The following is a 19,548-nucleotide window of genomic DNA, read 5'->3' as shown; positions in this document are numbered from 1 at the left end:
GACTTGCCGGAGCCGGAGGCACCGACGATGACGGTGACTTCGCCCTGATAAAAATTGGTCGAGACTTCCTTGATCACATGGAAGTGACCGAAATGCTTGTCGACCTTGTCGGCAATGATCAAGGGAGAACGGCCGTCGGCGCGCACCTGCCCCGCGCTGGTGTCGGACGATACGGCTGCTGCCGGGAGGGTATCAATGGCGGACATTAGTGGCGCTCCACATCGAGTTGACGCTCGATCGCACCCGAGATCTGCGTCATGACGGAGGTCAGGATCAGGTAAATCGTTGCGGTCGTGATGAATACCGGAATCGGCTGAAACGTGACGGACTGGATGCGATTGCCGATATTCGACAGTTCGACCACGCCGATCACATAGGCCAGGCTGGAATCCTTCAGCAAGGAAACGAAATTGTTGACCAGCGGCGGCAATGCGATGCGAAAACTCTGCGGAAAAATCACGTCGCGAAAGGTCATGAACGGGGTCAGGCCCAGCGAGCGCGCCGCTTCGGTCTGGCCCTTGTTGATGGCCAGGATGCCGGCCCGAATCGCTTCGGCGTTATAGGCGCCGGCATTGAACGCCAGTGCCACCACCGCCGAATTGAAATCGGATAGTTGCAAGCCTGGTACCAGCGACGGCAGTGCCAGGAATACGAACAGCACTTGCACCAGCAGCGGCGTGCCGCGGATCGCCCAGACATAAAAATTGGCGGCCCAGCGCAGCGGCGGAAATTTGGACAATTTCGCCAGCGCTGCGAAAACGCCGAGCAGGATGCCGATCACGCCGGATATTGCGGTGAGCGCGACCGTCACGCGCGCGCCGTCAGCAAATTGAGCAGCACCTGAACCGATCGGTTCCGGCACCCAGCTGAGTGGCAGCATCATCAGGCATAAAAACGCGACCAGGCCGGCAATCGCGATGGCGATGGTGACGCCACTACGCCGCTCGCGCGACCAGGTCGCAGGAAAAAATGTGGTTACTGCGTTCAACTTACTCTCCTATATCGGGACTGTCCTACTGGGCGATGTTGCCTGGGCTGCACAGCTGATTAATGGCAGTGAATATCCTCATGCATCCATTTTTCAGTGATGTCGTGATACGTACCATCGGCCATGATCTCTGCCAACGCCTTATCGACAGCAGTGCGAAGCGAGCCATTTCCTTTTTTAATGGCGGCCGCGATTTTTTCGACGAAAAGATAGTCGCCCTTTTTCAGGCCAGAATTTGGACTAGCTTCCAGTGCAGCCTTGACAGCGAATCGATCGCTGACCCATGCATCGACCCTGCCGTTCATCAAGGCCGAACGTGCATCTGGATCCTGCGGGAAATTTTTCACATCTTTAATGCCGGGGAGTTTTCTAAGGGCTTCCATATAGGTCGTACCGGTTTGCACGGCGACGGTTTTACCGTTCAAGGACTCGACCGTATGAATGGCGGCATCCTTGGAGGTGATCACGCCGCCACTGCAATAAATCGGATTGCTGAAGGTGACCGCCTTGGCGCGCTCTTCCGTAATGCCGATGGAGGACATTGCCACGTCCCAACGATCCTGGCGCAGACCTGCCAGCAATGCGTCGAATGACAAGGCTTTCCACTCCACTGTCAGGCCCATTTTTTTCGCTAGCGCCTCGCCGAGTTCGATGTCTAATCCAGTCAGTTTTGAACCTTGGAAATAACTAAATGGCGGATATGCACCTTCTGTGGCGATGATAATTTTCCCGTCCTTCTTAATCTCCTCGAACGGGCGTGCCTGCACTGCTGCACAAACCGCCAGACCTGCAATAGCTGCTACCAAGAATTTGATCGCCTTCATATGTCCTCCTAATGGATGTTTTTCGGTTTAGTATTTTTGGTACTTCATACTTGTGCGGATTAAGATCCGTCTTTCATTAAATGCTGAGCGGCTACTGCGACAACTTGTGCCCCGCCTTTTTTGCCTGCTTTTGCGCTGTCCATTCTTGCTGCTAATAAAATCGGGCTCAAGCTCTTCCTTGATGCCTGAATTCACTGGCCTGTATTTTTTTCCTTACGCTTTTAACCAACACAAGCATCGAATGATTTGATGCGTCATTAGCGTCACGGGGAAGTTGATGTCTAGATAACATGTAAATAAACAATCAAATTAGTATATACAAATAAAATTGGATTGCAAATAGAAATTGTTGCGTTGGTTTCATCAAGGTATTCGACAGGCTTCTGAGGGTGGCAGCGGCGCCCCCACGCCCGAAATGAAACGCTGCGATCAGTAAAGACGACCGCCTTAATCGATGCAGCAAAAAATCTCGACAAGCGAGCAACAAAGGAAATGGTCACGCGGGAATCATTCAGTCGCGTATCAAGCGAGCGTAATCACCGCAGCGATCAAGGGCAAAATTTGCAAAGTCGGGAGACAGTATTGGACGTGTTGACGCAAGCTGCAAACGTACCGGTGTTTCAGCGCATCAAGGATTTCATCCTGGCGCAGATCCAGGCAGGTGTCTGGAAGGAAGGCGACGTGTTTCCGTCCGAACAGGCACTGGCACAGCAGTTCGGCGTGTCGCGCATGACCGTCAATCGCGCGGTGCGCGAGCTGACATCCGACCAGATCTGAACCGGAACCAGGGCTCCGGCACCTACGTGGCGCAGCAAAAATACCAGGCTACGCTGGTCGAGATCAAAAGCATTGCAGACGAAGTGCGCGCGCGGGCACGTGCATCGCAGCGAGCTACACCTGCTCGAGCGCGGCAAGGCGAACGAACTACTGGCCAAGCAGTTTGAAGTACGCAAAGGCGACCTGCTATTTCATTCGGTCATCGTGCATTTCGAGAACGAAGTCCCGATCCAGGTCGAAGACCGCTGGGTCAATCCGCTGATGGCGCCGGATTACATGCAGCAGGACTTCGGCTCTATCACGCCGAACGAATACCTGATGCAGGCTGCGCCATTGCAAGGTGCGCTCTATGGCATCGAAGCGCTGATCGCGCCCAAAGAAATCGCCGGGATGCTCGGCATCGAAGCCAAAGAGCCATGCCTGGTACTGAAACGTCAAACCCGTTCGAAGAACGGGTCGCACCAGTGGTCACGATGTGGCATCCGGGGCAGCGCTATCAGTTTGCGGGGAGTTTTGGCTGAGATATCCGACAGCGGGACAAGACAATTTATACCGACCGCGGCGTGCTGCAGACGCGCAATGTGATTGCCTATCGGTTAGCCATTACCTTCGCTTTGACTTTCGGCTTCACTTTCGGTTTCACTTTCGCAACGACTTTACAACGATCGCCGGCGTTAATCGAAACTGGTTAACGCTCATTGATCAAGTCAGCGCAGCGATACACCAGTTTGCAGTAAGGTCGCGAACGCCTCTGCCACCACCGGACGGCCGAAATAGTCGCCTTGGCCCTCGTCGCAATGCTGGGCCAGAAGAAATGCGTACTGTTCTGGTGTTTCCACGCCTTCCGCAATCACGCGTTTCTTAAGGCTTTTACCCATGCCAATCACGGCACTGACGATGGTGGCATCGTCCGGGTTTCTGCTGATCTGGGTCACGAACGACTGGTCGATCTTCAGCGTATCGATCGGAAACTGCCTCAGATAACTTAGGCTGGAATAGCCGGTGCCGAAGTCATCGACTGCCAGCTTGACACCCATGTCTGCGAGCGCATGCAGCATGGAATCGGTAGACTGGGCATCCCGCATGAGGACGCTTTCGGTCAGTTCGAGTTCCAGATAGCGCGGCTCCAGGCACGTATCCGCGAGGGTCGCACGTACATTTTCAAGAAAATCCTTGGCGCGGAACTCGAGCGCGGAGGTATTGACGGCGACGGTGATCGGCGGCAAGCCGGCCAGCTGCCAAGCCCTGCCCTGGAGACAGGCTTCGCGCAGCACCCAGCGGCCAATCGGCAGGATCAGGCCACAGTCTTCGGCGATGGACACGAACTGCGCTGGCGCTAACAGCCCTCGCTCCGGATGCTGCCAGCGGATGAGCGCCTCAACGCCGACAATCGTGCCGCTCTGCAGATTTATCTTCGGCTGGTAGTGCAACACAAATTCCTGCCGTTCCAGGGCGCGGCGCAGACTGGCTTCGATGGATTGCCGCTGGACGGCCCGCGCATTCATGTCCTGCTCGAAGAATTTGCAATTGTTGCGGCCGTTTTCCTTGGCATAGTACATCGCGGTGTCCGCACTCTTGATCAGGGTTTCCGCATCCTGACCATCGTCGGGGTAGATGCTGATACCAATACTCACGCCGATATGGAGATCGTGCCGGTCGATGTGGTGAGGCAGCGCGAGCGCCGCGAGTATCTTTTGCGCAGAGAGCGCCGCGTCTTCTGCATGCTCAATCGAGGAAAGCAGCAGCACGAATTCATCGCCCCCCTGGCGACTGATGGTGTCCGAGTGACGCACACAACCCACCAGGCGTTTTGCAACCGACTGCAGCAGTTGGTCGCCCACCGCATGCCCCAGGGAGTCGTTGATGTGTTTAAATCGATCCAGGTCCATGAACATCACCGCAAGTTGCCCGCCTTGACGACGAGCCAACTCAATCGCCTGGCTGAGCCGGTCTTGCAGCAGCATGCGATTAGGCAAACCGGTGAGAACATCGTGATGGGCCAAATGATCCAACTGAACTTTAGCCGTTTCAACTTGTTCGGTCAGTTTGTGTGCTTCGATTGTCGCGATGACCAGGTGTTCGTTCGCTTGCTGCAACATAGTCATATGGTCGTCTGACGCTGTCTGCATCGTCGCTGCCGCGCGAATTTCCTGCTCGCGCGAGGTGGCGTTCCCTTCGCGCAAATCGGCAGCGTCTTCACGCGAGGTGACTTTTCCTTCGCGCAGACCGGCAGCGTCTTCACGCGAGGTGGCGTTCCCTTCGCGCAGACCGGCAGCATCTTCACGCGAGGTGGCTTGCCCTTCGCGCAGATCGGCAGCGTCTTCGCGCGAGGTGGCGTTCCTTTCGCGCAGATCGGCAGCGTCTTCGCGCGAGCTTGCTTTCCCTTCGCGCAGATGGGCAGCATCTTCACGCGAGCTGACTTTTCCTTCGCGCAGATCGGCAGCGTCTTCAAGCGAGCTGGCTTTCCCTTCGCGCAGATCGGCAGCGTCTTCAAGCGAGCTGGCGTTCCCATCACGCAGATGGGCGGCGTCTTCACGCGAGGTGGCGCTCCCTTCGCGCAAATGGGCCGCGTCTTCACGCGAGGTGGCGTTCCCTTCGCGCAGATGGGCCGCGTCTTCACGCGAGCTGGCGCTCCCTTCGCGCAGATGGGCCGCGTCTTCACGCGAGGTGGCGCTCCCTTCGCGCAGATGGGCCGCGTCTTCACGCGAGGTGGCGCTCCCTTCGCGCAGATCGGCAGCGTCTTCACGCGAGGTGGCGTTCCCTTCGCGCAGATGGGCAGCGTCTTCGCGCGAGCTGACTTTCCCTTCGCGCAGGTGGGCAGCGTCGTCACGCAAGTCGGCAGCATTTTCACGCAAATGCGCGGCATCTTCTCGTGCAGTGGCCAATTTCTCGCGGCTTAGAACGGCCGCTTCATCGTCAATGATAGCGTTTTCCCTACGCGTGATATTTTTTTCGAGGGCGGCTGGGAACCTGTCTTTGTGCTGGCTTGACACACCCGGTTGACCTGGGTCATCGGTATCAAAAGCGCCGTCATTGTCATTTCTGTTCATTGCCGCCCTTTATCACATGGTGGTTCTAGGAGACTGTCGAATTGACGGAATCGAAGCAAAAAATGTGCTGAACGAGGACCGATTTTGCCGGATTTGCAGCGTCAATAGCGCGCTATTGACCAAAAAGCCGGTGACACTGTACCGCTCAGAGACTCTCACGGCCGATTCTCCGGGGGCGCCGAGCCGTAAGTCCGACAGGCTCGTAGCTACGGGCTGACTACGGGCCGGCCCGACAGGATGCCGGCATACTCAGATAAGGTCTCGCCAATAATAATGCCTTCGTCTGTGATGTCAAACAATCGAATGTCCTTGCTGTGCTCACTGCCACGGACTTTAACCACCGAGAAGACGCGTTTGAATTGGCCCACGATTTCAATATAGCGCTGCACGATAATTGCGTCAGTGAGAAAAGCACTGCCATATGGACTAAAGCGCAAATCGGTGTAGCGGTCTTCCAGTTCCGCGATCATCAATATCGTCACGCCCATGGTAGTAAGCTGGGCAATCATCCGATACAGCGATCCGCGAAAATCTTCGCTGAACTGGGGTGCCAGTGCCAGCTCAAATCCAGACAAGGAGTCGATGACGACGCGCTTTGCATGCATTCGTGTAATCATTTCGATCAAATCATGCAAGGTTTCATCAATCGACAAATCCAGGGCACGTGTGTCGATCACGCCAACTTGTCCGGCCTCGACCATCGCATGCAGCTTATTGTTCAACAGTTGACTGGGGCTCTTCTCAAACGCCGCAATCACTCCTGGTTCGCCCCGGCGTATACCTTCGGCGAGAAATTGCGTCGCCAAGATGGTTTTTCCGGAACCGGATGGCCCTACCACGACTAGCGAATATCCCACTGGCAAGCCGCCGCCCAGCATTTCATCCAGGCCAGGTACTCCCATCGCAACACGTTCGTTTGCCATGGCTGGCGCGACTGCTGAATCAACTGCGCCCAATTGGACAATCGCACGCGGGAAAACCTGAATTCCTGCATCACTAATACGGAACGTATGCAAACCTGGTACCTGGGCTTGACCACGCATTTTGACCACTTGTATCTTGCGCACCATTGAACTGCGCTGCAGATTTTGCGAAAGCCACAGAATGCCATCCGCGACGGTAAAGATCGGGCTTGATTCGGCTTCTGGCATCATATATTCGCCGATTAAAAATGTTGTTGCCTGCCAACTCGTCATTTGCATGGCCAGGTGCTGCACGAACCCCTGTAACTCGACCCCCCCTTGTTCCTGCTGCTTCGCCGACTGCACGACTGATCGAAACGAATCAACAACTACAAGGCTGGGAGCATAGTCTTTCACTTCTTCCGCAATGCGTGACAATACGCGGTCAAAATCTCCTTCCAGGATGTCTGCAGACAGGTTGACGTAGCGGATCGATTCATTGACTTTGTTAATATCAAAAAACGGAAATTGCTGTTGATAACGGAGCATCTTCAAAGCGGGTTCCCCGAGTACCGTGAAGAACAGTGCCCGATGACTCGGTGTTGCCAGCGAGAACATGATCTGGTGAGCAAGCGTTGTCTTTCCGCTTCCCGGCGTGCCCGCAATCAGGTTAAATGAGAATTCCGGAATGCCTCCACCCAACAGGTTGTCCAGACCGGGTACGCCAGTTTTCAAACTGCGTATGCTTACCTTTTTACTCATTTTTGAACCCCTTGCCGGCCCTATCCGAAGCGTCATTGCCCCAAGCCGAACGTAAAATATTGGTCGTCAACTGCTCGCCAATCAACGAGGTCAGGATGTCGGTGAAAGTGATCAGCAGCAGACTGTTTGCTGCACTGGTTTGCGCGGGCGTTTGTTCTTCAAAGCATATTTTCAATGCCGAGAACCGGTGATCAGTCTGTGGTGACAGTGTGCCGTCCGCGAGCCAAGGAAATGTTGACTGGGTAAGGAATACACTTCTCGCGTAAAGTGAATTGAAGCCACCTTCACCGACAATCGAAATGATTTGGATTGCCATTTGCTCCCATAAGTTAATCGCCGCGTCCGCAACTTTTTCAGTGTGCTGCGCCAGGAGGCTTTTAATTATCTGGTGCCGCAGCAAGTCACTGGTTGCCATAAGAGAACTATCAATAATCGGTCTATATAACGACGTTGGTGGAATACAGCCGGTATTTCAATCTGACATCAGTATAGGACATTTGCTTGGCCACGCACGAGCGCGGTGTATTACAAATCCCAACGATCGAGGTACTAACGAAAGGAGACTTTAAGCTGAGCACACCCGAAGACATCAATGAAGTCGCGCCGACCAGATTGCTGGATGAAGAATGACCGTTATCCCGGCATGGAAGTAAATTCGTCGAAGACGAGTTTCTCAACAACTTGGTATACGAGATACACGAAAAATATGTTAATAGCAATTACTCTGAAAAGATACTGCAAGGTCCGCAGCGGTATGTCGAGTCATGACCGAAATTGTATAAATCCCGCATATAGAAGAAGGGAAAACGACCATGCGCGGTTCGCAGGCAACGCGTGAGAGCCATTGATTTCAACGCGATGCGACGTCAAAGCGACACTGGGGGCGCCGCGAGAGTGCAGCGCCGGGTGCACGGCGAAGGTAGATGCGAAGACTTTAGTGCCAGTGGCTTGCCAATCGACCGCAATTAAAGCGTGACCGCGTGCACTATGCATGCGCCTATTACTGTGCATGCACCAATTTGACGCGCCCCTACCAATAGCGCACTAGTCTCTTAAGCATAAAACGCTGGGTCCCATGCTCAAGAAATCATCAAACATTAATATTTCACGATCAATTCACTGCCGGAATGAGCTTACCAACAGCGGAGGCATCAACCGTGCCAGCCACCGACATATTCAACTCCTTGGTCAGAAATCCCCAACGATCCGCCACCTCTTCAATCTGCTTCGAGGTCGGCTTGCCAGCGCCATGGCCGGCCTTGATGTCGATGCGGATCAGCACCGGCGCGGGGCCGGCCTGCGCCGCCTGCTCTGTCGCGGCAAACTTGAAGCTGTGCGCCGGCACCACGCGGTCGTCGTGGTCGGCGGTGGTCACCATCGTGGCGGGATAGCAGATGCCCGGCTTGAGGTTATGCAGCGGCGAATAGGCGTATAGCGCCTTGAACTCGTCGGCGTTGTCGGATGAACCGTAGTCCGGTGTCCAGCCCCAGCCGATCGTGAATTTATGGAAGCGCAGCATGTCCATTACGCCCACCGCCGGGATCGCTGCCGCGAACAGGTCCGGCCGTTGCACCATGGTGGCGCCGACCAAGAGGCCGCCATTGCTGCCGCCGCCGATCGCGAGCTTTTGCGGCGAGGTGTACTTGTTCGCGATCAGCCACTCGGCCGCGCCGATGAAGTCATCGAACACGTTCTGCTTGTGCAGCTTGGTGCCGGCCTCGTGCCACGCCTTGCCGTATTCGCCGCCGCCGCGCAGATTCGGTACCGCGTACACGCCACCCATTTCCATCCAGGCCAGATTGGCGACCGAGAATCCCGGCGTCAGCGAAATGTTGAAGCCGCCGTACCCGTACAGATAGGTCGGATTGCTGCCGTCGAGCTGGATGCCCTTCTTCGACACCACGAACATCGGGACCTTGGTGCCATCCTTACTCGTGAAAAATACCTGGCGCGTCTCGAACCCGTTCGGATCGAAATCGACTTTCGGCTGCCGAACAATGCTGCTCCTGCCGCTGCGGACGTCGTAACGATAGATCGTGCTCGGCGTGGTGTAACCGGTGAATGAGTAGAAAGTTTCCTTGTCGCTGCGCTTGCCGCCAAAGCCGCTGGCGGACCCGATGCCGGGCAGTGCGATTTCGCGCAGCAGCTTGCCGTTGAGCGCAAACACCTTGACCTGGCTGCGCGCATCCTTCAGATAATCGATCACGAGTTTGTGATCGATGACATTGGCCGATTGCAGCGTTTCCAACGCTTCCGGCACGATGGTGCGCCAGTGCGCCTGGGTTTGCTGACGAATGTCGAGCGCGATGATGCTGCCTTTAGCGGCATTTCTGTCGGTACGGAACAGGAATAGCGAGCCATCGTTGTCGATGAAAGCATAGGATGCGTCGAAATCGTCCAGCAGTGCCAGCACCGGTGCGTTCTTGACGCTCAAGTCCTTGTAATACACCCGATTCTTGCGTTCGGTGCCCTGCGAGATGTTGATGATCAGATACCTGCCATCATCCGTCACCTGACCGCCGAAGCCCCATTCCTTGTGATCCGGGCGATCGTAGATCAGCACGTCGTCTTGCTGCGGCGTGCCGATCTTGTGGAAATACAGTTTCTGGAAATAGTTAACGTCGGCCAGCTTGGTTGATTCCTGCGGCGCATCGTAACGACTGTAGAAAAAGCCGCTGCTGTCGCGCAGCCATGACGCGTCCGAAAATTTGACCCACTGCAGATGGTCGGTCGTGTCCTTGCCGGTATCGATGTCGCGCACACGCCACTCGTTCCAGTCGGAACCGGAGGCGGCGGTGCCGTAAGCCAGATATTTGCCGTTCGGGCTGACCTTGGTCCCGGCCAGTGCCACCGTGCCGTCCGTCGACAGGGTATTGGGATCGAGCAGCACGCGCGGCGTGCCGTTCAGATACTGCGCGGTGTAGAGCACAGCCTGGTTTTGCAAGCCGTCGTTGCGGCTGTAGAAATAGCGCCCACCTTCCTTGAACGGCACGCCGAAGCGTTCGTAATTCCACAGCGTGGTCAAGCGTTTGCGGATCGCGTCACGCGCCGGAATCTGGCCCAGGAAATCCTGCGTAAACTTGCTCTGCGCCGCGATCCATGCCTTGGTGTCGTCGCTGTTGCCGTCCTCCAGCCAGCGGTAAGGATCGGCCACCTTGACGCCGTGGTAGTCGTCGGTCTGCGCGACTCTTTTGCTGATCGGGTAGACGAAGGCTGGCGCGCCGGGGCTGCATTGCGCGGCAAAAGTGCCGCCGCTGGCCACGATGGCGCCGAGAGCGAGTGCGTGTTTGATGTGCATGGGTTGTCCGTGTTTGTCCGTAGTGATTTGGGTGAAATCAGATGAGGAAAAAATATGCGCGACCGACTGTTGGCCGCCGCGCAAGCCGATCAGATTAGCACTGTTTCTGGAGGGGAACAATGGCGACGTGGCGCCCAGGGCAATCGCATGAAGGTCGTTGCTGGCTAAGGCTTCTCACCCCTTCCCCCTTGCAGGGGGAAGGTTGGGATGGGGGTAGAATCGTCGATCGGCAGCGTGCATTATTCATCGACCGCACTACCCCACTTCCAGGAGTATCCGCTTGCATGCGGATACCGCTCCGCAGGCAGGAGGCACGCCTCCTGAATTCCCTGCGCAGCCCCTAACCCCCTTCAAGGGGGAGGAAACTCAGCCCGGCAGCGCCACGGCGTTTCGAAGCCCGGTGGCGGCTGCTGCAGACCCCTCACCCCGCAAGAAGCGGTCTGCTCGGTACGAGAGGGGCTGCCACTGGTCAGAAAACCATTTTTTATGCCAGTATATTAAACTTCTGCAAGTAATACATGCGGAACCAATGCATAACATCAGGAGTATTACTCAAACGGCCACAACCGGCCGTCGACCGTGATCAACGCCGTGTTCAGCACCTTTCCACCAAACACCGCCTGCCCGGCGCGACGATAGCCAGCCAGCTGTGCCTGGTAGGCGGCGCGTTCGGACTCCAGCAGATTGCGCTTGTAATCGAGAATCCAGACCGCATCGTCGAACACCACGACCCGATCAAAGCGCGAAGTGGCGCCGTCCACCAGCACCTCCATCTCGTTGTGCGCCGACTGGTGCAGCGCCGGATTGTAGAAATGCTCGAGCTGCGGCTGGCTCAGGATCGTCAGCGCCTGCGCACGCACGGTCTGCGCCAGCGCCGCCGCACATGGCAGCCAGCGTGCGATGGTTGCGGCATCCGGCACCGCAACCGGCCACGCGCGGCCCTGGGTCAGTCGTTCCAGCAACGCGTGCAAAGCAATCCCTTCGTCGATCGCTGCGTCCGCCAGCTTGTCGCGCCGCTCGTCGCCGGTGGTGGTCGTGGTGGTGATTGCCGGCGCCGCCATCGCCGCCGGTTCGAACACCGGCCAGCGGAATGTGGCCGCGTCCGGGCTCGCGGCTACCTGATCGACCGTACCCGCGACCACCAGCGCAGCAGCGGACGGTGGCGCTTCGGTCAAGGCTGCGCGCCCCGCTTCGGCGACCAGTGGCACCTGCTGCAGGCGGGCGTACCAGCTGCCGTCCACCATGCCGCCGGCAGCGCTATTCCGTTTGTCTGCAACGCCGCTGACGATCAGGATCTGTTTGGCGCGGGTCGCGGCGACGTACAGCAGGTTCCAGTCTTCCTGCGCCTTGAAATCTTCTTCCGCTGCGAACAGCGCATCGCGCGCGGCGCCGCGTTCATCCTTGCGCCCGAATACCGAAAAATGCGTCGGTCCCGCGCTGTCCTGCGGCCAGTCGCACAGGATGCCGGCGTCATCGCGTGCCGGCGTGCTGTGGTTGGCGTCGAGCAGCACCACAATCGGCGCTTCCAGGCCCTTTGCGCTATGAATTGTGAGGATGCGGATTGCGTCGATGCCGGCATCGACACTGGCTTCGGCCGGCGCCTCGCTGTCGGCGCCATCCTGCAGGCTGCGCAAGGCATCGATAAACTTCGGCAGGCTCGGATAGCGACCGGCATCGAGGTTCAAGGCCAGTTCGGTGAACGCTTCGATATTGCCCACCACCTGGCTGCGCGACAGCGGCGCAGCAGCTTGCACATAACGCGCGACCAGCTGGCCCTGGTGCAAAATCGTGTCCAGCAGATCGTGCACCGGCAACGTCGGCGCCACCTGCAACCAGCGCTGCAGCAGGCTGGCGGCACGCTGCAGCGGCGCATTGGCGTCCTGCGCCGCCTGCAAGCGCGGCCACCAGCCGCGTTCGCCACGCTGGGCCAATGCAATCAGATCGTCGTCGCAGGCGCCCATCAGCGGCGACTTCAGCACATGCGCCAGCGCCCGGTCGTCGCCCGGCGTGATCAGAAACGTCAACAGCGCGATCAGGTCCAGCACTTCGAGCGATTGCAACAGCCCGCCACGCTTGTCCGACACGAACGGAATGCCGGCCGCCCGCAGCGCGCTCTCGTAAGCATTCAGGTGCTTGCGCTTCTTGACCAGCAGCATCACGTCGGACCACTTCGCATCGAGTTGCTGTTTCGCGCGCAGCAGCAGCGGTACCAGCGCCAGACCCTCGTCGCGGCGGCGTGCGTCTTCGTCCTCGTCGCGCGCCGTGGTCAAGGGATTGCGCAGCGCGAAACCGTGGTCCCCGGAGGCCGGCTGCGTCGGTACGCGTATCAAGGGCAACCGCCACACCGCACCGGTCTGCGACGCCATCGTGCTCTGCGGCGAGAACAGCCGGTTGTGCAGGAAGCTGGCATTCAGGGTGGCGACAATCGCGCCGGCGTTGCGTCGCGTCTGATTGGTGCGCAGCACCGTTGCGCCTTGCGCCTTGAACTGGTCGCGCACTGCACCGAACAGGCGCGGCTCGGCGCGCCTGAAGCGATAAATCGACTGCTTCGGGTCACCGACGATAAACACGCTGGGTTGCTCGGCGTCGGTGCCATAGGCGTTCAACCAGCCCTGCACGATATTCCACTGCAAGGGATTGGTATCCTGGAATTCGTCGAGCAAGATGTGCTTGTAGCGTGCATCCAGACGGCTGTGCAGATAGGCCGCCTGCTCGTCGTTGCTCAGCAAGCGATAGGCCTGCCATTCCAGATCGGCGAAATCGAACACGCGCTGCTCGGCCTTCTTGGCCTGATATTGTGCGAGATAGGCCGAACCGGCGATGAACAGGACGCGGTTCAAGGCCAGCACCGTCGGTTCGGCGCTGCGCCGTTCCAACACCAACAAGCTGTCCGCAAGCGCGGTAAATTCACGCTCGAAAGTGCCGGTGGCATCATCACCAAGATGCGTCTCAATGGTCTTTAACAATTGCCCGCGTCGATGATCGTTGCCACGCGGACTACCCTTATCGTCGCAAAATTGGGTGAGCAGACGTGCAAAATTGTCGAGACCGGCACCCGCCGAGATTGCACTTTCGATCTGGAGCGCGCGCTCCTGATTGCGCTTGGCGCCCTGCCCCAACAGCCATGCAATATTGTTGATGCGCGCGATTAATTTATCGTCCAGCCATACCGTCAAGCGCGCGTCGCGCTCGGCGTCATCGCCGCAGAGTTGCTGCAGCCACTGCAACGGCGCATCACCCTCTTCGTTCTGCGTCGCGGCCCACCATTCGGCGCGCTTGCCGACAAAAGCGTCCAGCAGATTCTTCGCATTGAAATCGCCGACCAGCTCGTACAGCGCCAGCATGGCCGCTTTGACCTCGCCGTTATCCTGGTCGTTCAGCGATTGCATGAAGCTGCGGTAGGCCTGCGCCATCAGTTCGCCGGTGGTCTCGCTCAAGCTGTAACCCTGCGGCACGCCGGAGGCCAGCGGCGCGATCCGCACCAGCTTGGCGAACCAGCTGTGGAAAGTATCGATCGACAAGGCCTGCGGGCTGGCCAGCACGCGTGCATACAAGTTGCGGGCCAGCGGCAAGGTGCATTGCAAGTCCGATTCCGGCACACCGCGTTCGTGCAATAACGTGAGCACCGCCTGTTCCGGTTCCAGCGCCAGCTGATGCAATAGCTGCAGCAGGCGTTCGCGCATTTCCTGGGCCGCCTTGCGGGTGAATGTAATCGCCAGCAATTCGGACGGCTCGGCACCGGCCAGCAGCAGCCGCAGCATGCGTGCCACCAGCAGCCAGGTCTTGCCGCTGCCGGCGCAGGCTTCTACCACCACCGACCGGCCCGGATCGCAGGCGGCAGCGATGAAGGCGTCCGGCGTCGCAGGCGCATCATCGACTTCGTATGCGCGCGGGGTTGCGGTCGACATCGCGTTTGAGATTTCGGAGTGATCGCTCACCATGCCCCCTTGCGGCACAGGCCGCGCACGTCGCAGTACTGACAGACCGACTCGACGCCATTGGCCGGCAACGCCGCGCCTTGCCGGACGGCGCTCATGGTGCCGGCGATCTGCCTCTGCAGTGCGCCCTGCCAGTCGGCGTAATGCGGCGCTTCCACGTCGCCGGTCTTGTCCCGGGCTTTGTCGCGGGTCAGTTCCAGCGCGACGTAATTGGCCGCCGCCACCGGCACGTCGGACAGCAGACCGTAAAACGGCAGCTGATGATCCTCGCCATCCTTGAGCTTGCCCTTCAGCGCCGCCACGTTATTGGTCTTGTAGTCGAGCACGGCGCGTTCGCCATCGGTGTTCTGGTCGATCCGGTCGATCCGACCGTGCAGCGTGATCGTGCCCTGATCCTGATCCAGCGCCAGCTCACGGCTGAAGGCCTGCTCACCGAACACGAATTGCCAGCCCAACTGCTCGCGCGCATTGGCCCACTCCAGATAGGCCGGGATCACCTTTTGCCAGCGCACGTAAAAACCCAGCGCGGCAGCATTCTTGCGCAATTCGTCGTCGAACACCTTGGCCGAAATGGCGCGCAGCAGTTGTTCTCGATCGAGTTGCGCGCGACCGAGTTGATCGCCATCAAATTGCGCGCGCTCGGTCACCGTGCCGTCCCGAACCGTGCTGTGATACTCGTTCAGGATCCGATGCAGCCAGCCGCCGTAGTCGCGCTTTTCAGGCATGTCGGACAAGTCATCGAGTGCAGACACACGCAACATGCGCGCCGCAAAAAACTGGTACGGGCAAGCGACGAAGCTGTTGTAAGCGCTGGCTGACAATTTAGCCGGTACCAGCTGCGGCGCGGCCGGCGTCGGCATGGAGGCGATGACCGGCGTCAAAGACTGCGTGTCGATCGCGACGCGGCGGGTCGGCACGGACGATGCGGCGAGTGGGTAAGGACCGCGCGCCAGCGCAAGTTGCAGGCGCTCGATCCAGGCGCTGACCGGATTCAGTTCGCCATCCTGGTGCGCCTGCCATGACAGCACCACTTCCGCATTGGCACTGAGCAGTTCGGTAAAATCGCGCAGCTGCTGATGCTGGCGGCTTTCGCGCGTTGCCAGACCCAGTTCACGCCGTACCGCATTCGCAAAGAACAGCGTTTCGGCCGGTTGTGATGGCAGATGCGCGGCATCGCTGCCGGCCATCAGCACCGCATCGAAACTGCGCAGCCGCGCGCCGTTCAGCGGCAGCATGACGACCCGCCGATCCGATCCACTGACCACAAAAGGCGTCGCTTCGAGCTGCAGATTGATGAAGGCGCGCCACTCCGCGAACGAGAACGGTTGCGTCAGCGCGCGGCAATCCTGTTCCAGTGCGGCCAGCAGCGCGAGGGTCTGTGCGCCGGCCGGATCAAGTTCCAGCGCCGGCGTCATGCCGAGCGCATCGAGCGCGCTGCGGGTGCTGGCGAGCCACTCCGGCAGGCTTCTGCGATGTGCAAACTGGCCAGCCTGACTGGCAATCCTGGCGATCAGCGCGCTCTCAAAGGCGCAGTTGGCCACCGCCGCCTGCACCGCGTCCCAGCCACCAGCCACGTTCGCGCGGCGCAGCGCCAGTTCGATCGTCATCAGCTGATCCGCCTTGTTCGGCAGGTCGGCGCACAGGAACGGCGATTTCAGCACGTCGAGCAGCGCCGCGGTCTCGGCCCTGGTCGCGATCACGTCGAACCACGCGGCGAGCGCGGCGGCGGCGCGGGTGGTCGACAGTTTCCAGCCGGTTTCATCCGATACAAATACCTCGGCCCGTTCCAGCAGCGCGCGGATGCGGCGCGCCACCACCCGGTCCTGCGCGACGATGGCGATGGTCGATTTACCGGCCTGTAGCCAGTTGATGATGGTCTGCGCGCCTTGTTGCGCCTCATCTTCCAGGCTGCTGGCCGGCATCAGCGAGATGCCATGCGGCGCAGCATCCAGGCCGGCAATCGCGCTTGCTGCGGCCAGGTCGGGCGCGCCAGCGGCATCGTCGGCCTTCTGTTCCAGCTCACGCCAGGCTTCGCAATACAGCGCCGGCAGCGCGGACCTGCGCCAGTCGAGCGTGATCGGGCAGACCGTCTGGCGCTCGCCGTAGGCGGCCAGGAACGCGCTTTCCATCGCATCGGACGGTGCGGGATTGATCCAGATCAGGGTCTCGTCGGCACCGCCATCGGCTGCCAATCGCATCATTTGCGCAAACCGGGCCACGCCTGCGTCGTTGGCGTCGAGCTGACTTTTCCAGACCGACCACACCAGTTGCGACTCGTCCGACAGCAGACTGCGCGCCGGCGGCGACAATTGTGCCAGCGCGGCTTGCCAGCGCTGCTGCGCGGCATCGGCGCTGCCCTGCAATCCGGGCAATAACGCCTGCGTCAGTTCGTCCGACAGCGTCAAGAGTGTCTGCGCCAGCGGCAACAGATCGGCATTGCGACGCGCGCTGAACAGCTTTTTCAGCCATGCCTGCTGGCGCAAGCTGTCATACAGGGTCATCAGGCGCTGGCTGTCGGACGCCACCGGCGGCGCCTCCGGGTCCGGCAACTGCAGCGCCAGCCAGCCGGATAATGTATTGATGCGGGGCGGAATGAAGGTGCCGCCCAGTTCCTGCGCCAGCGCTGCCTTCAGCTGCTGCGCATGGGAAAAAGCCGGCACGATCACGCGCAGCCCGGATAGCTGATCGCGGTGCGCAGCCAGCAACGCACGGGCGACCTGCGGCCAGAATGCGGCGGATGGCGGGAGCAACAAGGGTGTTAGCAGCATGGATTCATATCGGTGGCGGCTGCCGGACCCGACAGTTACGATGCGGGACCGGCATAATTTAGGCTTGAAGCGCCGTAGCGCCACCCCCTATTCTATGCCACGGCTGTTGTAAATTAGAACATTTCCCGGCGCTTTTGCGGCCGAGGACACAGCGCGCGTTGCGGCTTATGTACAGCCAGAGTGAAAATAGGTTATGATTTACCGAATCCCCCGCCAGATTACCTCTCCCCGCGCGCTTCGATGAACTACAACCCATTGAATTTGCGCACAATGCCTCCACTGTGAATACTGCAAGCCCAGGAGCATTGATGGTAATCATCGAGCAGGAATGCTTTAACCCAAACGCAAATCGATCCACTTTTCCCCTCAACTGAGGAAACCATGAGCGAACACATCAAACATATTACCGATGCGTCTTTTGATACAGACGTACTTAAATCCGACAAGCCAGTATTGGTCGACTTCTGGGCCGAATGGTGCGGCCCATGCAAGATGATCGCGCCGATCCTGGAAGAAGTCGCGAAAGAATACGACGGCAAGATCCAGATCACCAAGATGGACGTGGACGCCAACCAGGCGGTACCAGCCAAATTCGGCATTCGCGGCATCCCGACCCTGATCCTGTTCAAGAACGGTGTCGTCGCTGCGCAAAAAGTAGGCGCGCTGGCCAAGGGCCAGTTAACCTCGTTCATCGACAGTAATATCTAATACGTAACTGGCGGCGGTGCGCCTGCACCGTCGCCAATCGCAACAATCGAAAATAAGCGGCAGCCCGTCATCATCGAATGATCGCTAGCCAATAAATCACACCACGCAACACCCGCCCCCACCTTTACTTCCCGTCCCGGGACACACAAGCCCTATGCATTTATCTGAATTAAAAGCCCTTCACGTTTCGGCCCTGCTGGAAATGGCGATCGGTCTCGACATCGACAACGCTGCGCGTCTGCGCAAGCAGGAACTGATGTTCGCGATCCTGAAGAAACGCGCGAAACAAGGCGAACAAATTTTTGGCGATGGCGCCCTCGAAGTGCTGCCGGATGGCTTCGGCTTCCTGCGCTCGCCGGACGCCAGCTATATGGCGTCGACTGACGACATCTACATCTCGCCTTCGCAAATCCGCCGCTTCAACCTGCACACCGGTGATTCGATCGAAGGCGAAGTGCGGACCCCGAAAGACGGCGAGCGCTATTTCGCATTGGTCAAGGTCGACAAGGTCAACGGCGAATCGCCGGAAGGCTCGAAGCACCGCATCATGTTTGAAAACCTGACGCCGCTGCACCCGAACAAGGTGCTGCACCTCGAGCGCGACATGAACGGCCAGGAAAACATCACCGGCCGCATCATCGATATGATCGCGCCGATCGGCAAGGGCCAGCGCGGCCTGCTGGTCGCGTCGCCGAAATCCGGCAAATCGGTGATCCTGCAGCATATTGCGCACGCAATCACCGCGAACCATCCCGATATCACGTTGATCGTACTGCTGATCGATGAACGTCCTGAAGAAGTGACCGAAATGCAGCGCTCGGTGCGCGGCGAAGTGGTCGCCTCCACCTTCGACGAACCGGCAACGCGCCACGTCCAGGTTGCCGAAATGGTGCTGGAAAAGGCCAAACGCCTGGTCGAAATGAAGAAGGACGTAGTGATCCTGCTCGATTCGATCACCCGTCTGGCACGCGCCTACAACACCGTGATCCCGGCCTCGGGCAAGGTATTGACCGGCGGCGTCGACGCCAATGCGTTGCAACGGCCAAAACGCTTCTTCGGCGCCGCCCGCAACATCGAGGAAGGCGGTTCGCTGACCATCATTGCCACCGCGCTGATCGAAACCGGCAGCCGCATGGATGACGTGATCTTTGAAGAATTCAAGGGTACCGGCAACATGGAAGTGCACCTCGAGCGCCGTCTGGCCGAAAAGCGCGTCTACCCGGCGATCAACCTGAACAAATCCGGCACCCGCCGCGAAGAGTTGCTGATCAAGCCCGACCAGCTGCAGAAGATCTGGATCCTGCGCAAGCTGCTCTACAGCATGGACGAGATCGAAGCGATGGAGTTCATCCTCGACAAGATGAAGGCGACCAAGAACAATGGCGAATTCTTCGACATGATGCGTCGCGGCGGCTGATCACTCTCCGCAGTCAAGAACGGGCGCCGGGTGCGCCCTTTTTTACGTCGATTGGCGCGGCCATGTCACATATACTCCACAACCAATATTTCAGAACCGCTATTTCTATAACGGAA

The 19,548-nt window shown here is 58.7% G+C and carries 10 protein-coding genes and 2 pseudogenes; 3 read left to right on the top strand and 9 right to left on the bottom strand.

Going from position 1 to position 19,548, the window contains the following annotated elements; all coding sequences use genetic code 11:
* The 3 genes and pseudogenes from ACFOFO_RS04985 to ACFOFO_RS04975 all read right to left on the bottom strand — a co-directional run.
* Nucleotides 1-206 (bottom strand): annotated as a pseudogene (locus tag ACFOFO_RS04985) (hypothetical protein); the annotation flags it as partial.
* Entirely contained in the window at nucleotides 206-988 is a 783-nt protein-coding gene (locus ACFOFO_RS04980) for an amino acid ABC transporter permease (protein ID WP_390322820.1), read from the bottom strand. The gene ACFOFO_RS04980 and the pseudogene ACFOFO_RS04985, both read right to left, overlap by 1 nt.
* Before the next feature lie 59 nt (nucleotides 989-1,047).
* Nucleotides 1,048-1,812 (bottom strand): ABC transporter substrate-binding protein, encoded by a 765-nt coding sequence (locus ACFOFO_RS04975; protein ID WP_390330997.1) that lies wholly within the window; start codon nucleotides 1,810-1,812, stop codon nucleotides 1,048-1,050.
* Nucleotides 1,813-2,394: 582 nt separating this feature from the next.
* On the opposite strand from ACFOFO_RS04975, the pseudogene hutC reads away from it, so the two are divergent.
* Nucleotides 2,395-3,110 (top strand): annotated as a pseudogene (gene hutC / locus ACFOFO_RS04970) (histidine utilization repressor).
* Between the two features lie 186 nt (nucleotides 3,111-3,296).
* Here hutC and ACFOFO_RS04965 read toward each other — a convergent pair.
* The 6 genes from ACFOFO_RS04965 to ACFOFO_RS04940 all read right to left on the bottom strand — a co-directional run bounded on the left by ACFOFO_RS04965 (nucleotide 3,297) and on the right by ACFOFO_RS04940 (nucleotide 17,307).
* Nucleotides 3,297-5,474 carry a putative bifunctional diguanylate cyclase/phosphodiesterase gene (locus ACFOFO_RS04965; protein WP_390322819.1) on the bottom strand — a complete coding sequence of 726 codons (2,178 nt, stop codon included), beginning with the start codon at nucleotides 5,472-5,474 and terminating at the stop codon, nucleotides 3,297-3,299.
* Nucleotides 5,475-5,845: 371 nt separating this feature from the next.
* A complete protein-coding gene (locus tag ACFOFO_RS04960; RefSeq protein WP_390330995.1) occupies nucleotides 5,846-7,303 on the bottom strand; it encodes an RAD55 family ATPase in 1,458 nt (485 codons plus the stop codon).
* Nucleotides 7,296-7,718: a hypothetical protein gene (locus ACFOFO_RS04955; protein ID WP_390330994.1), complete on the bottom strand. Its 423-nt coding sequence runs from the start codon at nucleotides 7,716-7,718 to the stop codon at nucleotides 7,296-7,298. The genes ACFOFO_RS04960 and ACFOFO_RS04955 overlap by 8 nt, the downstream gene beginning before the upstream one ends.
* 696 nt (nucleotides 7,719-8,414) lie before the next feature.
* Nucleotides 8,415-10,601, bottom strand: coding sequence for a prolyl oligopeptidase family serine peptidase (locus tag ACFOFO_RS04950; RefSeq protein ID WP_390330992.1), 2,187 nt, complete (start codon nucleotides 10,599-10,601; stop codon nucleotides 8,415-8,417).
* 548 nt (nucleotides 10,602-11,149) lie between these two features.
* A complete protein-coding gene (locus ACFOFO_RS04945) occupies nucleotides 11,150-14,509 on the bottom strand; it encodes a UvrD-helicase domain-containing protein (protein ID WP_390322815.1) in 3,360 nt (1,119 codons plus the stop codon).
* A gap of 26 nt (nucleotides 14,510-14,535) precedes the next feature.
* Nucleotides 14,536-17,307 carry a PD-(D/E)XK nuclease family protein gene (locus tag ACFOFO_RS04940; RefSeq protein WP_390330991.1) on the bottom strand — a complete coding sequence of 924 codons (2,772 nt, stop codon included), beginning with the start codon at nucleotides 17,305-17,307 and terminating at the stop codon, nucleotides 14,536-14,538.
* Between the two features lie 381 nt (nucleotides 17,308-17,688).
* Here ACFOFO_RS04940 and trxA point away from each other — a divergent pair, with 381 nt between their 5' ends.
* Nucleotides 17,689-18,015, top strand: a complete 327-nt coding sequence (gene trxA, locus ACFOFO_RS04935; RefSeq protein ID WP_390322812.1) for a thioredoxin TrxA — start codon at nucleotides 17,689-17,691, stop codon at nucleotides 18,013-18,015.
* A gap of 154 nt (nucleotides 18,016-18,169) precedes the next feature.
* Nucleotides 18,170-19,432, top strand: a complete 1,263-nt coding sequence (rho, locus tag ACFOFO_RS04930) for a transcription termination factor Rho (RefSeq protein WP_390330989.1) — start codon at nucleotides 18,170-18,172, stop codon at nucleotides 19,430-19,432.
* Nucleotides 19,433-19,548: the final 116 nt, after the last annotated feature.

Source organism: Pseudundibacterium arcticum (genome assembly GCF_042646465.1).
Lineage (GTDB): Bacteria > Pseudomonadota > Gammaproteobacteria > Burkholderiales > Burkholderiaceae_D > Undibacterium_A > Undibacterium_A arcticum.
Note: the sequence above shows the minus strand (reverse complement) of the source record. Positions and strands in the feature narration are given on the sequence as shown.

Bases quoted from the DNA above. Each gene is read 5' to 3' on its own strand.
- ACFOFO_RS04975 (WP_390330997.1), bottom strand. From the start codon at position 1,812: ATGAAGGCGATCAAATTCTTGGTAGCAGCTATTGCAGGTCTGGCGGTT.
- ACFOFO_RS04960 (WP_390330995.1), bottom strand. From the start codon at position 7,303: ATGAGTAAAAAGGTAAGCATACGCAGTTTGAAAACTGGCGTACCCGGT.
- ACFOFO_RS04955 (WP_390330994.1), bottom strand. From the start codon at position 7,718: ATGGCAACCAGTGACTTGCTGCGGCACCAGATAATTAAAAGCCTCCTG.
- ACFOFO_RS04950 (WP_390330992.1), bottom strand. From the start codon at position 10,601: ATGCACATCAAACACGCACTCGCTCTCGGCGCCATCGTGGCCAGCGGC.
- ACFOFO_RS04945 (WP_390322815.1), bottom strand. From the start codon at position 14,509: ATGTCGACCGCAACCCCGCGCGCATACGAAGTCGATGATGCGCCTGCG.
- ACFOFO_RS04940 (WP_390330991.1), bottom strand. From the start codon at position 17,307: ATGCTGCTAACACCCTTGTTGCTCCCGCCATCCGCCGCATTCTGGCCG.
- trxA (WP_390322812.1), top strand. From the start codon at position 17,689: ATGAGCGAACACATCAAACATATTACCGATGCGTCTTTTGATACAGAC.
- rho (WP_390330989.1), top strand. From the start codon at position 18,170: ATGCATTTATCTGAATTAAAAGCCCTTCACGTTTCGGCCCTGCTGGAA.